The 12,706-nt window shown below is 34.1% G+C and carries 14 protein-coding genes; 8 read left to right on the forward strand and 6 right to left on the reverse strand.

Translation table 11 applies throughout. The annotated features are described in order from the left end of the window. Positions 1-116: 116 nt before the first annotated feature. Together WJM97_RS22525 and WJM97_RS22530 are read right to left on the reverse strand one after the other, a co-directional pair. Positions 117-794 carry a glycoside hydrolase family protein gene (locus WJM97_RS22525; RefSeq protein WP_353930984.1) on the reverse strand — a complete coding sequence of 226 codons (678 nt, stop codon included), beginning with the start codon at positions 792-794 and terminating at the stop codon, positions 117-119. A gap of 105 nt (positions 795-899) precedes the next feature. Beyond that, positions 900-1,559 carry an NAD(P)H-binding protein gene (locus WJM97_RS22530; RefSeq protein ID WP_353933242.1) on the reverse strand — a complete coding sequence of 220 codons (660 nt, stop codon included), beginning with the start codon at positions 1,557-1,559 and terminating at the stop codon, positions 900-902. Between the two features lie 180 nt (positions 1,560-1,739). Between WJM97_RS22530 and WJM97_RS22535 the strand changes: the two genes are divergently transcribed. Further along, positions 1,740-2,405, forward strand: coding sequence for a DUF1997 domain-containing protein (locus WJM97_RS22535; RefSeq protein WP_353930985.1), 666 nt, complete (start codon positions 1,740-1,742; stop codon positions 2,403-2,405). A 69-nt stretch (positions 2,406-2,474) separates the two neighbouring features. Here the strand turns inward: WJM97_RS22535 and WJM97_RS22540 are convergent, their stop codons facing one another. Then, positions 2,475-2,945 (reverse strand): DUF4079 domain-containing protein, encoded by a 471-nt coding sequence (locus WJM97_RS22540; RefSeq protein ID WP_353930986.1) that lies wholly within the window; start codon positions 2,943-2,945, stop codon positions 2,475-2,477. 154 nt (positions 2,946-3,099) lie between these two features. On the opposite strand from WJM97_RS22540, the gene WJM97_RS22545 reads away from it, so the two are divergent. The 4 genes from WJM97_RS22545 to WJM97_RS22560 all read left to right on the forward strand — a co-directional run bounded on the left by WJM97_RS22545 (position 3,100) and on the right by WJM97_RS22560 (position 6,425). Beyond that, on the forward strand, positions 3,100-4,383 hold the full coding sequence (locus tag WJM97_RS22545) for an ankyrin repeat domain-containing protein (RefSeq protein WP_353930987.1): 1,284 nt from the start codon (positions 3,100-3,102) through the stop codon (positions 4,381-4,383). A 136-nt stretch (positions 4,384-4,519) separates the two neighbouring features. Then, positions 4,520-5,563, forward strand: coding sequence for a GUN4 domain-containing protein (locus WJM97_RS22550; protein ID WP_353930988.1), 1,044 nt, complete (start codon positions 4,520-4,522; stop codon positions 5,561-5,563). A 154-nt stretch (positions 5,564-5,717) separates the two neighbouring features. Further along, complete coding sequence (locus WJM97_RS22555; RefSeq protein WP_353933243.1) at positions 5,718-6,047, forward strand: papain fold toxin domain-containing protein; 330 nt, start codon at positions 5,718-5,720, stop codon at positions 6,045-6,047. A 27-nt stretch (positions 6,048-6,074) separates the two neighbouring features. Beyond that, positions 6,075-6,425 carry a hypothetical protein gene (locus WJM97_RS22560; RefSeq protein ID WP_353930989.1) on the forward strand — a complete coding sequence of 117 codons (351 nt, stop codon included), beginning with the start codon at positions 6,075-6,077 and terminating at the stop codon, positions 6,423-6,425. Between the two features lie 197 nt (positions 6,426-6,622). Here WJM97_RS22560 and WJM97_RS22565 read toward each other — a convergent pair whose 3' ends face one another. From WJM97_RS22565 to WJM97_RS22575, 3 genes are all read right to left on the reverse strand, one after another. Continuing rightward, positions 6,623-7,705: a hypothetical protein gene (locus WJM97_RS22565; protein ID WP_353930990.1), complete on the reverse strand. Its 1,083-nt coding sequence runs from the start codon at positions 7,703-7,705 to the stop codon at positions 6,623-6,625. Positions 7,706-7,785: 80 nt separating this feature from the next. Then, a complete protein-coding gene (locus WJM97_RS22570; RefSeq protein WP_353930991.1) occupies positions 7,786-8,766 on the reverse strand; it encodes a MoxR family ATPase in 981 nt (326 codons plus the stop codon). Beyond that, a complete protein-coding gene (locus tag WJM97_RS22575; RefSeq protein ID WP_353930992.1) occupies positions 8,763-9,821 on the reverse strand; it encodes a hypothetical protein in 1,059 nt (352 codons plus the stop codon). The genes WJM97_RS22570 and WJM97_RS22575 overlap by 4 nt, the downstream gene beginning before the upstream one ends. A gap of 362 nt (positions 9,822-10,183) precedes the next feature. Between WJM97_RS22575 and WJM97_RS22580 the strand changes: the two genes are divergently transcribed. The 3 genes from WJM97_RS22580 to deoC all read left to right on the forward strand — a co-directional run bounded on the left by WJM97_RS22580 (position 10,184) and on the right by deoC (position 12,672). Continuing rightward, positions 10,184-10,408, forward strand: coding sequence for a hypothetical protein (locus WJM97_RS22580; protein WP_353930993.1), 225 nt, complete (start codon positions 10,184-10,186; stop codon positions 10,406-10,408). Between the two features lie 222 nt (positions 10,409-10,630). Then, positions 10,631-11,755: a DNA cytosine methyltransferase gene (locus WJM97_RS22585; protein WP_353930994.1), complete on the forward strand. Its 1,125-nt coding sequence runs from the start codon at positions 10,631-10,633 to the stop codon at positions 11,753-11,755. Between the two features lie 224 nt (positions 11,756-11,979). Further along, entirely contained in the window at positions 11,980-12,672 is a 693-nt protein-coding gene (gene deoC / locus WJM97_RS22590; RefSeq protein WP_353933244.1) for a deoxyribose-phosphate aldolase, read from the forward strand. The last annotated feature ends 34 nt before the right edge of the window (positions 12,673-12,706 follow it).

Genomic DNA, 12,706 nt, shown 5'->3' on the forward strand with positions numbered 1-12,706 from the left:
TTGCTGTTATACTCCTGCTTTGAGGAGTTGTCTATCATTTTTAGGTTTAACTAGGTTTAAATTTTTACATCTTACCAAAAGATGGGATCAGGGGATCTCATCTCACAAGATTTGTATTACTCAGCAATATCTGTTTTTGATTTATTAGCAGTTGCTAATTCTTCTTGTAAAAATTTCTGATAGACTTCAGGTAAAAATCGAGTATTAGAATTAGTTTCTATACCATATCCTAGACTTGTCCAAGTTGGAGAAAGTCGCTTTAAAACTTCATCTAACTTGTTTTTACGTAACTTTTCCGCAAGATCAAATCCCCAAACTTTGGTGTCATTTAACCAACGGTAAACTACTATATCTTGATCTTCAGCTTCAAAACTATAACTCACCCAGAACATCATCTGGGAAGGACGGGGATGATAACGTGGTGCAATGTCGTACCAAGTAGTATTAATAATTTGATATCTACCCGCAGCAGTAGAACAATTACCTTTATTTGGTCCATTGACAATGGTTACACATATCTGAGGATGACGACTGAGATCATTCACTCTTTGACCACCATATAACAAAGAATAAGGTTGCTTACTATTAGATTCACTAAAAGAAATAGTCCGCATCAAAGCACGGATGTAAGGATCTCCTTCTTTCATTACCAGGGGAGGATTTTTTCTTTCAAAAACTGGATCAGTTGTTGATTGTAAGTCACCAAAAACGTACCATTGAAAAAGATATACAAACCCCAGTAATGCGGCAATCGGACCAATTAGTTTTTCTAAACCTTTGAGTTGGAGTTTCATTCGTGATTAGTGATTAGTGATTAGTGATTATCCCCCCTGCTTCCCTACACCCTCTTCTTCACTGTCACCATAGCGTAGCACCTGTAACCTGTCACCTGTCACCTATTACCTAATCCCTTGAAATAATTCCTGAAAACTTTTAGGTGCAGCTTCTGATTTAGCGACAATTTCCACAACTTTATTATGTGCAGCAGGTTCAAACAAGGATTCAACACAAACTTGAGCTACTTTTTGTCTGGGGATGCTACCATCGAATAAAGTATCAGCACCTTGCATAACAATAGCGTCGGAGTTGTCTTCATTTTTTAATCCGCCAGGTCGCACTATTGTATAAGTGAGTCCGCTTTTCTGAATATATTCCTCAGCTTGCTTTTTCCAAACTAAAATTAACCAAAACAAGTTGAGGGGATGGAAAAACTGGGAAACACATAAAGAAGAAACTAAGACAAAATGCTGAATTTGTTTGGCTTTAGCTGTATTAACTAGGTTTTTTGTCCCTTCAAAATCTACTTGATAGGGATCAGTAGGATTAAAACTCGGCTTTGCACCTGTGGCACATATAACCACGGTACTATCACCTAATGCAGTCGTCAGGCTTTCAGGTGATAACACATCCCCCACAACTAACTCAACTTCAGGAGGGAGAATAGTTTTGGCTTTTTCTTGATCCCGTACTAAGGCGCGAACGGGTATATTCTTGGCTACTAACTCTTGAACTATGCGACGGCCTGTTTCACCTGTCGCACCTGCTACAAATGCTTTTATCATGGATGCTATGTTAAGAAACTAATGTGTGTTGGTTTCGTTCTTTAATTGTAGTAATTCTATGGAGGTGATTGGAGTTTTTTGATGTTTTGATGAAATTAATATATCTGGTGTTAAAAAATCTCCTCCGTGGGGAATCATTAGCATAGACAAACTTTTAACTATACAGAAAATGGATTTATGGTAGCAAATAACTGGGAATTTCAAACCTTGAAGAAAACTGATTCAGTTTTACAAGCAGATTCAAGCGTAAATTCAGAAGAAACTTTAGTACAAGAAACTCATGTATGTCCTAGTAAATTCCACAGTTATTATCAAGACTGTATGGAAATGTTTGCTTCTAGGGAACAGGTGGCTGAATATTTAAATTCTCATTCTTTATGGTTTGTCCGCTGTGCTGACCCTATGAGGGTTCAACCTTTGGGTGAAAATGGCTATGCTTTGGTAATTGGTCAGTTTGGCGCTTTTGGTTATGAGGTAGAACCAAAAATAGGTCTGGAATTGTTAGCACCACAGGATGATAAATACCATATTCGCACTATTCCTATTCCTGACTACCAAGCTCCTGGTTATGATGTTGACTATAATGCTTCGATGGAATTGGTAGAAAGCGCGTCTGGGTTAACTAGGGTAGAATGGCAGTTAAATTTAATCGTGGATTTGCATTTTCCCAAGTTTATTCAACGTTTACCTCATTCTTTAATTCAGTCTACTGGCGATCGCCTACTTAATCAAATTGTCCGTCAAGTCTCCCGTCGTTTAACTCGCAAGGTTCAAGCAGATTTCCACCAGTCTTTTAATATTCCTTTTCCTGTTCAGTCTCGGAAAAAGTTTTTTGGTCATTAGTCATTGGTCATATTTGTCCTGACTGCATGGGTTTAGCACTGCTAAACCCCTACTGAGTCTGAGTTCTGACTAGGCCTTACTAATAATTCTCAAGACTATTTCTACACCAGAAACAGCTTGCCAAACAAATAGTCCTAAAATCCCGAAATTTAATAAAATATGAGTTGCACGCGCCCAATTTGCTCCTTTTTGCATGAAGGGAGATAAGGACGCGGAAAATGCAATTAAACCTGTCATCCCTAAACCTGCTAATAGATGGGGTCCGACAAATAATTTACCGTTATTGATGTAAGTAACTGCCATCCCACCTATTGAACCAGCTACCATTAGGGCTAGGATGATAGAGCCAATTTGGTGATGTTTAATTGTAAATTTACCTTTAATTAGTTGTTTCTTTTCTTCTCCTTGAGCATTTCTGGTACGCTGTACTTGTAGCCCTGAATATGCTGCATATAAGGAGAGTGCTAATAATACCCACATCATTGTTGGGTGAAGGAAGTTTAACCCAAATTTGATATCTGGAGAAAGTTCTAAACTCATCGCCTGGTTATCCAAATTATTAAATCTTCATAAAACTTAGCATAAATTGATTCAAGTCTGTATTCTTTTTCTGTTGTAACTACAGGTTAGGAATTAATGTCAGAATAGGTTTTCAGAATCAATACAAAAAATTTTATCAGGGCATTTTATATCCATGACTGCAAATAATAATGATTTACTGCTCAATGCAGCTAAAAAAGGCGATATTGAACGTGTTAGAGAAATACTAGAAATTGGTACTAACGTGAATGCGGGCGATCGCAATGGTACAACAGCGTTAATGTTTGCTGCTAATTTGGGATATACGGAAATCGTGCGATCGCTCTTAGATTTTGGTGCTAACATCAACTTACCTAGAAAAATCTACGGTTTAACAGCATTAATGCTCGCTGCAACTAATAACCAAGTTGATGTTGTCAAAGTGTTAATTTCCAGAGGTGCGGATATCAACGCAGTTAATGAAGATGGTAGCACAGCACTAATGGCAGCAGTGCAAAAAGGTAATTTAGAAATTGTACAAATATTATTAAATGCTGGTGCAGATGTCAGCATTACAGATCAAGATAATGACACCGCTTTAAAAATCGCCATCACACAAGGCGCTACAGCAATAGTCAAGGCATTACTACAAAATAGTCAAATTGTCAATACCGCAGATACAGAAGGTGAAACACCCTTAATGATGGCCGCAGACTTGGGATATTTAGACATAGTGCAAACATTATTGTTAGAAAATGCAGATACCAACATCAAAAACCCCGATGGAAGTACAGGACTGTTAGCAGCAGCAGCCGCAGGACATAGTAATATAGTTGTAGCCTTGTTAGATGCAGGTGCAGAAATTAATTATCAAGATAAAGAAGGGGAAACCGCTTTGCATTTTGCAGTGGTGGAAGATTATTTAGAGACAGTCAAAATCTTAATTCAAAGGGGTGCAAATGTAGAACTTAGAAATCATCTAGGAGACACACCTTTATTAATAGCAGCATTTCAAGGATATAGCGAAATAGTAGCAGTTTTATTAAATGCGGGAGCAGATAAAGATAAAAGGAATTTTGGGGAAGTTGCACTAACTTTAGCAATATCCCAGGGACAGATAGAAACAGTTAAAATTTTATTAGATAATGGTGCTGATGTTAATGTTTTAGCTGATGATGGGAAAACACCTTTAGTTAAAGCTTTAGTAAATAACTATCCTTTCATATTTAAACTACTGTTAGAAACAGGTGCAGATGTAAATTTTCAAGATTCCGCAGGTGCAACGGTGTTAATGTATGCTGCTTCCGAAGGTTATACTCAAGCTGTGGAAATGTTAATTACAGCAGGTGCGGATTTAAACTTAAAAAATCAAGGTGGTTATACAGCATTAATGATTGCTGAGTTTAATAATTATCGCACAACTGCCCAGATTTTAAGACAAGCTGGAGCGGAAGAATAATGATTTTAGATTTTAGATTTTAGATTTTGGAAGCAATCTCAAAATTGAGGGGATTACTTCGCTATCACTCGTAATGACATAATTTCTCTAAAAATCCTGATTTAGACAATCCCCAAAATCAGCTATCATTATTAATATGAAAACTGACACCACATTTACCCATCCCCAAATAAAATCATTCCTCAAACGCTACCCCACCCATGAGGAATTGTTGCTTCATGCTGCTTTTCCCCTTGCACTTACACCAGATTTATTATATTGTTTACGGGAAAACTTTACACCTCGTACACCTTGGATAGCTGTATCCGATATTTTATTATTTTTATGTGATTCTGTGGGTTTTCAATTATATGAAATTGACCCAGAAATACGTCACGAATTATTAACAGAATTAAAACATCAAAACATCAATAGATTATACGAATTATCGGATTTTATGGTGGCATATATCCGCGAACAATTAAAAGATAATTATCGTGCAGATGAAGATTTAGGTGCTGCACCCCACTGGACAGCTTTAAGTTATGCAAAACCAGATACAGCAGTTGAGGAAATTAGAAAAGAGTTAGAAGCAAAGTTAAAAACAAATCCAAATTTAAAACTTAAATATGCTTCGGTGTTAGAAATTTATGCAGACTCTCACCCTTTAATTGCAGCAGGTTTAGAACCTTTATTAAAAGTTGTCCAGGGGTTGGATGTAGATGTTTTAATAGCGGAAATGTTAGCAAAGGGGGGAATGGACTACAGACCTCTACGGGAAATGTTAGCGAAAGGTGAATGGAGGGAAGCAGATAAAGAAACAGACAGAGTAATGTTAGCGGTTATGAATAAAGGAGAAGATGATTTTTTATGGTCAGAAGATTTTGATAATTTTCCCTGTGAAGACCTCCGCATTATTGACCAATTGTGGGTAAAATACAGCAATGGACATTTTGGTTTTAGTGTCCAAAAGGAAATTTATCAAAGTTTGGAGGGAACGAGAAAATATAATCAGGAAGTGTGGGAGAAGTTTGGAGATACAGTAGGATGGAGGGAAAAGGAGGAGTGGTTGTATTACGGCGATATTACTTTTAATATAGAAGCACCAAAAGCACATCTACCTACACAAGCAAATTGCAGTTTATTGCATGAGGGGCATGGTTTTGTCTCTTCTCTCCTTCTCTCGCGTCGAGACTTGTAGATTGTAGTCTGTAAAGGTTACAAAAAATTATTAAGATTGTCTGAATCAGGATATCCAGGATTTAAGGATTTACAGGATTATTACATATTTTTAATTTTCAGGAGTAAATGTTATTTTAATTAGTCCAGCACAGATTAAACAAATTCAGAGAATTATTAGTAATTATGATAACTTTCAATGTGTTGAATCTGCTATTGCTATTCAAGAATACTTAATTCGTCAGGGAATTAAAGGCAAAAGAATTAAAATTTATACTGGTACTGCTATGGGATGGGATGCAAATATTTATGATGATTTGTTAGGATATGCTATTTCAGTTAATGGTCGTCATGAAGGAATTGCTATTATAATAAATGGAATAGAAATTGTTTATGATAATCTTCACCCAGAAGGACTCACAAAAGAACAATGGTTGAATAATCTACAGTTTGATAGTAAACTTTACTTAGGTAAAGAATTTGAAATTACAGAAGAATACTTTTAGTGAATTGTTAAATAAAAGAGGTAAGCTATGACTGATATTTATGAATTAATGAAAAGAATTAAATCCCGTCCAGGAATGTATTTAGGAAAACCCTACATTACTAGGTTCAAGGCATTTTTAGATGGTTATATTGGTGCAAGGAAAGATTTAGGTTTTCCTCTCCCAGAACAGGAAGAAACTTTTAATCAGTTTCAAAAATGGATTCAATCAAAATATAAAATTACTTCTTCTCAATCTTGGGCTGATATAATTTTATTTTATTCTGTTGATGAATCTGACGCTTTAAATAAATTTTTTGATTTGTTTGAAAAGTTTATCAATCAGGAAAATGAATCAGATGTATTTTCCCATGAAACTGAGAAAATATCTGGAATTTAACTCATTTGTAGGTTGGGTTAATTGAAACGCAACGCAACAAAAAAATTGTCTGAATCAGGATATCCAGGATTTAAGGATTTACAGGATTATGAGATAATTTTTTGTAGGTTAGGTTAAGTGAAATGCAACCCAACAATAATCTATAAAAATTGAATTTGTTTGATAATTAAAATATGTAAATGTTGGGTTTCCTCACGTCAACCCAACCTACTTTTTCTCCGTACAGCAGTAAGCAAACCCGAATTATCCAACTCATACATATTAACCAACTCAGAAATACCCTGTGCAGAAGTACCACCCCAACGAATTTCCGGTACAGGGTTTAACCATGCAACCTGACGAACACAACTATTTAATTCTTGTAAAAAATCCTCGGTAAACTCGATTCTCTTATAATTCACACCACCCCGCGCAGCACCCCCATCACTAATAATTAAAACTATAGTTCGTTGTTGATGTAATTGTGATAAAACCTCCGATGTGAGTTTACCTTCTGGACTTTGGGGATGGGAAAATAAATATTCTCCTGGATGATTTCTAAAATAATAAACTTCAGATTTACCTAACTTACTTCCTTGTAAATTATTTACTAATTTTTGGGAAAGCTGGAAAAAAGGAATCATAGAATTAGATACATCTATTAATAACACAACTTCCGCTCTATTAATACGTTGTGGTTGAAATTTTATATCTAATAAAAAACCTTCCTTACCGAATTTTTCAACTGTTGCATCTGTATCAATTTTTGTTAAATGTCCCTGTTTCACCGGGAGACGTAAATCATTCCAAGTACGTTTTATTTTTCGTTCCGTTACGGGAAAGTCTCTAATATTAAATTGAAATTTAGATTTAGGTTTAGGGTTAAATTTATTTTGGGGTAACATTCCACCTTGTAAAGCAATAGGTGGTTGTAAAAATTCTGGTATGGGTTCAGGTTCAGAGACTTCTGTTTCTGGATTTTCAGGGTTTTGTTTTTCAGGGTTTTGATTTTCAGATGTTTTATTCTTATTTTCTTTCGTTTTTCTTAAATCTTGATTTACTTTTATTTCCAACGTAGTAAGATAATTATCAAAATATTGACTAAATTTCTTTGCTATTTCTGAATTAGGTTTTGCTTTTACCCATAACATCGAACAGAGATTTTTCAAATCTTCTCGACTGTTTAAACCAAACCCATTATCTAACGCTGTTAATAATAAATTATATTGTTCAATAGTTAGGGGAAAATCCCCCGTATCTCGCAGGTAACAGAATAAATCAAATAATGGTGGGTTACTCATATTTTGATATTTTGATAAATATTGGATAATGAGATTGCTTCTCTACACTTCGTTTCGGTCGCAATGACAATCTTATGAATTTAATCATCATTAAATTGATTCCTGTAATATTCTTGGTCATCTTTATTTTTCAATAAAACTCCTAATAAATGGGGATGTTGTTCTAGATTTTCAACAAACTCTAAAGCTTCTTCTTGAGAATAACGCTTTAACCACAGTACCCAATCTAATAACTCACTTGTACTAGGTTTTTTACTATCTTTTCTGCGAGTTCCTTCTTCACGAACTTCAATAAATTTATCTACAGCTTTTTTAACCAATTGATTTTTATCATCTAAAGGTTTACCCAAATGACTATTGACAATTTTAATTAATCTTTCTGGTTTAGGAAATTCAATATAATAATAAATGCAACGTCTTAAAAACGCATCGGGTAATTCTTTTTCATCATTGCTAGTGATAATAATAATTGGTGTTTGTTTGGATGTAATAGTTTCACTAATTTCTGGAATATCAAATTTTGATTCTTCCAACACCTCCAATAAATCATTAGGAAAATCAATATCAGCTTTGTCTATTTCATCAATTAACAAAATTGGACGATAATCTTCTGTTTGAAAAGCTTTACCTAAAGCACCATATTTAATATATTCTGTGTGCTTTTCATCATTAACTCTAGCAGCAACTTTTGCTAATTCTGTTTGATTTAAACCAGTATTACTAACTAATTGAGCATCTCGTAACCTAGCTAAAGTATCATAGGTATAGAATCCTTCTTTTGCACGGGTAGTAGATTTAATTGACCAGGAAAAGAAAGGATATTTTTCTATATTTAATTGTTGTTGAAACTCATAAGCAATTGCTTTAGCTAATAAGGTTTTACCACATCCTGGTTCACCTTGTAATAACAGCGGACGTTCTAAAACAATTGCTAAATTTACCGCTTGAATGAGGTTTTTATCTGGGTAATAGGGATATAGTTTTTTGCTTCTGTCTGGTTCAGGTTGGTATTGTTCTTCACCTGTGTATTGATAATTAAGGTCGGTGTTTTTGGTGTTCATAATTGTAATGTTTTTTCTATATCTTTCCATTCTAATTGGAAGTAACTACAAATTATATCTAATGTATCTTCCGGTGTTTTTTCAGAAGTTTGGTTACAATTCACAACCTCTTCCACAATAGAATCTAAATTAAATTGTTCTTTTAAGACATCTGCAAAAATATCTTGTTGTTTTCTCACCCATCTTTCTAAATGTCCTTGTTTAAAAATAGATAATTTTTCTAATTCAATTAATTCTTGAGTAGAATTAGAACAACCTAAATCTTGTAAACAACACTCTTTATAATCCACAAGAAATAATGACAGAGAATATTTATGGGATGCTATCTGATCATTTTCAATTTTCCTCATTAAAGGTATCCAAAGCTGAGATATTATTGTATTGATATATTGTCCTTTGATTTTATCTTCACTCACATGATCAAAACATAAGATAACTGTGTTTTTTTGCCATTGCTGATAAACTGAATCAATTATATCATTTAATTGGTTAGATTTACTACCAAATTCTTGAGCCAAATTATCCCATAAATATGTAATATTATGACGATAACGTTTTAAAGAAATTTTATGTTTAACGGAGTTGGAAAAATAGGGTTCTTCATAGCATAATCTATTTAATACCCAACGTTGACCATGTTTTTCTTTTCCATATATGAGATATATTCCTAGTTTTAATGGTTGTTCTAAAAAATCAGTAAAATCTTGAATTTGATTTTTATAATTCAAATCTTCGAGAGCATTTTTAATAATATTCTCTGGTTCAGATACATTTATAACAACATTTTTTACGGTTTTAGGTTGCTGTTTTTTGGGAGGGTTATCATAATCATCTTCCTCTAAATCTAAATTTAAAAAACTAAAAAAACTAAACAATGTTTTATAAAGAGATGATTTATTAGGGTTATTAATTATTTCTGATATCACCTCACGATCAATACCTGTATCCATTCCTATTTGATCATATTCATAATCATCTTTATATTTTTCATTTAAAGCAAAGATTAATTTATCTCTACCATTTTTAGTTAAAATACAACTTTTTTGATTTTTCACAAACTGATATACCTGAAAAACTATAAAAATTTAATTGTCAGTATTCGGAATGATAAGATCCCCGACTTCTTTGATGATCATATCAATAAATTTTGAATTGTTAACAGAAGTCGGGGATATGGGTAAAAATTATCAAGATTTAATCTCAATCTAGTTTACTCTTTGCGGATCTTCTTGAAAATCCCTGCGGATCATCCGCAACACTAAAATCATACCATGAATGATGGTAAAAACCCTGCTATCACTGGGTTATAGAACTTACAAAAATTATTTTCAAAATTGCGGATCTTCTCTGCGGATGATCCGCTAATACGAAAAATTACTGGTTTATGGTGAGGGAGTTAAACAAAAAAGAAACAATTATGAAACTCACTGTAGAGAACAATAATCAAAAACTCCGTATCTATTTGGAGTTGTCTAGTGAAGAAGTCACACTTTACAAAAGATGCTTAATTGGATTTTTCAGCGTCTCTTTACCTCTGTTGTTTTCTTACACTAGTTTGATTAGAGTTATCAATCCTATTCAAACAAAACCTCTACCCCCACAAAATGAAACCACTACAGGAGTCAAAGAAATGCTAGATTGATTTATTCTAGGACTTACGCATTTTAACAAAACATCGGAGGTGAGATTGCTTCCTTACGTCGCAATGACAGTATTTAAAGTAGGTTTTGCGTAAGTCCTGTATTTATAAAGCAAAACTCCGTCATAACTATTGTAAAGAGGTTAAGACGGAGAAATCAAAAACTGAGTTAAGTTCAATAATTATCACAATGAATAGAATATCAGATATTTTATATTAAGTTTAATGATGCAGCATCCAATCATCTTTTCCTTTTTCTCTGGTTCAGGTTTTCTAGATTTAGGGTTTGAAAATACAGGTTATAAAATCGCTTACATCAACGAAATCTTCCCTCCTTTTATGTCTGCTTATCGCTATTCACGGGAAATACTGAAACTACCAGAACCTGAATATGGATATCATCAAGGGGAAGATGCAGATGTGAGTAAATTAACTCAAGGAAATGCCGCCCAAAAATTAAATGAATTTATTAAAGATGCACGTAAAAATAATATAATAGGCTTTATTGGTGGTCCACCTTGTCCTGATTTTTCTATTGGTGGTAAAAATAAAGGTTATTTAGGTGAAAATGGTCAACTTTCATCTGCTTATATTGAATTAATTTGTCAAAATTTACCCGATTTATTTTTATTTGAAAATGTTAAAGGTTTATGGAGAACTAAAAAACATCGTTTATTTTACGAATGTTTGAAAAGACAATTACAAGAAATCGGTTATATTTTAACAGAACGGTTAATTAATGCGATTGAATATGGTGTACCGCAAGATAGAGACAGAATTATTTTGATTGGTTTTAAAAATAATTTTCTCCAAGATATAGGAATAAAAAATGATTTTATCTTTCCTTGGGAAAAATATATTAGATATCCTCAAAATCAAGTTTTTGCCTATCCTTGGATTAAAAATGAACCATTTAAAGAAAATTCTTTTACTTATTGTCCTGAGAATATTCCTCAAGAATTAACAGTTGAATATTGGTTTTTAAAAAATAATGTGCTGCACCATCCCAATTCAAAACATTATTTTCAACCCAGATCAGGTATCAATAAAATGGCAATTATTGATGAGGGAGATGATTCCAGAAAATCATTTAAACGTTTACACAGATGGCGTTATTCTCCTACAGCTTGTTATGGAAATAATGAGGTACATTTGCATCCTTACAAAATTCGCCGTATTTCTGTAGCTGAAGCTTTAGCTATTCAATCTTTACCCGCAAATTTTTCACTACCGGAAAATATGTCACTTACGAATATGTTTAAAACAGTGGGTAATGGTGTACCGTATTTAGCAGCGCAAGCATTAGCTGAAAGTGTTATTGATTTTTTAGGAGTTGAAACTATCCTCTAATTTTCAAGATAGACTTGTAGATATATATGATTTAATAGATCAATACCTTGTCCAAATTAGAAAAAGGCTTGATTTGTAGTTTGGGTTGAAGCATGAAACTCAACAAATGCGTTGGGTTGCGCTGTCGCTTAACCCAACCTACAGAAAATGGACAAGGTATTAATAGATAGATAATGTTTTATTGTTTCATCAAGTTTAATAAATTAAAACTGGTAACATAAATGATGTCAGCAAACTATCCCAATATTGATATTGCACCATTTATAGACCATTCTCTGCTGTTACCAACTACCACCCCAGAGCAGATAGAAAAGTGGTGTGACGAAGCGTATCGGTTTAATTTTGCATCGGTTTGTATAAATCCTTGCTACGTTAAGCAAGCAGTTGAACTTCTCCACAACAAAAACCCCAAAGTCTGTACAGTAATCGGTTTTCCCACTGGTGGAACAACTTCAGCGGTGAAGTTATACGAAGCGCAAGAAGCCTTAGAAAATGGTGCTTCAGAGTTAGATGTAATGATTAACTTGGGCTGGTTAAAAGCGGGTAAAACCGAAGAAGTACACCGGGAAATAGCTACAATTTGTGAAGTAGCTGGGCAATGCGTCAAGGTAATTTTAGAAACAAGTTTACTGACAGATGCTGAGAAAAAAATCGCGGCTGAATTAGCGATGGATGCGGGTGCAGCATTCTTAAAAACCAGTACGGGTTGGAATGGTGGCGCGACTGTAGCGGATGTACGCTTATTAAAGGAAATAGCCAAAGAAAGGGTGGGAATAAAAGCATCAGGAGGAATTCGCACCCATAATGACGCTTTAGATTTAATCATGGCTGGTGCTACCAGATTAGGTACATCTCGCGGTATAGAATTACTCCGTCAACGCGATCGCCCCGAAGTAGATGAGGGGGTGAGTGGGTGAGTGGGAGAGTGGGAGATGGGGTGAAAAGATTTTT

The organism is Okeanomitos corallinicola TIOX110 (assembly GCF_038050375.1).
Classification (GTDB): domain Bacteria; phylum Cyanobacteriota; class Cyanobacteriia; order Cyanobacteriales; family Nostocaceae; genus Okeanomitos; species Okeanomitos corallinicola.

What these genes read in the sequence shown, in the direction of transcription:
- WJM97_RS22525 (WP_353930984.1), bottom strand. Translation starts at nt 794, where the DNA reads ATGAAACTCCAACTCAAAGGTTTAGAAAAACTAATTGGTCCGATTGCC.
- WJM97_RS22535 (WP_353930985.1), top strand. Translation starts at nt 1,740, where the DNA reads ATGGTAGCAAATAACTGGGAATTTCAAACCTTGAAGAAAACTGATTCA.
- WJM97_RS22540 (WP_353930986.1), bottom strand. Translation starts at nt 2,945, where the DNA reads ATGAGTTTAGAACTTTCTCCAGATATCAAATTTGGGTTAAACTTCCTT.
- WJM97_RS22545 (WP_353930987.1), top strand. Translation starts at nt 3,100, where the DNA reads ATGACTGCAAATAATAATGATTTACTGCTCAATGCAGCTAAAAAAGGC.
- WJM97_RS22550 (WP_353930988.1), top strand. Translation starts at nt 4,520, where the DNA reads ATGAAAACTGACACCACATTTACCCATCCCCAAATAAAATCATTCCTC.
- WJM97_RS22560 (WP_353930989.1), top strand. Translation starts at nt 6,075, where the DNA reads ATGACTGATATTTATGAATTAATGAAAAGAATTAAATCCCGTCCAGGA.
- WJM97_RS22565 (WP_353930990.1), bottom strand. Translation starts at nt 7,705, where the DNA reads ATGAGTAACCCACCATTATTTGATTTATTCTGTTACCTGCGAGATACG.
- WJM97_RS22570 (WP_353930991.1), bottom strand. Translation starts at nt 8,766, where the DNA reads ATGAACACCAAAAACACCGACCTTAATTATCAATACACAGGTGAAGAA.
- WJM97_RS22580 (WP_353930993.1), top strand. Translation starts at nt 10,184, where the DNA reads ATGAAACTCACTGTAGAGAACAATAATCAAAAACTCCGTATCTATTTG.
- WJM97_RS22585 (WP_353930994.1), top strand. Translation starts at nt 10,631, where the DNA reads ATGATGCAGCATCCAATCATCTTTTCCTTTTTCTCTGGTTCAGGTTTT.
- deoC (WP_353933244.1), top strand. Translation starts at nt 11,980, where the DNA reads ATGTCAGCAAACTATCCCAATATTGATATTGCACCATTTATAGACCAT.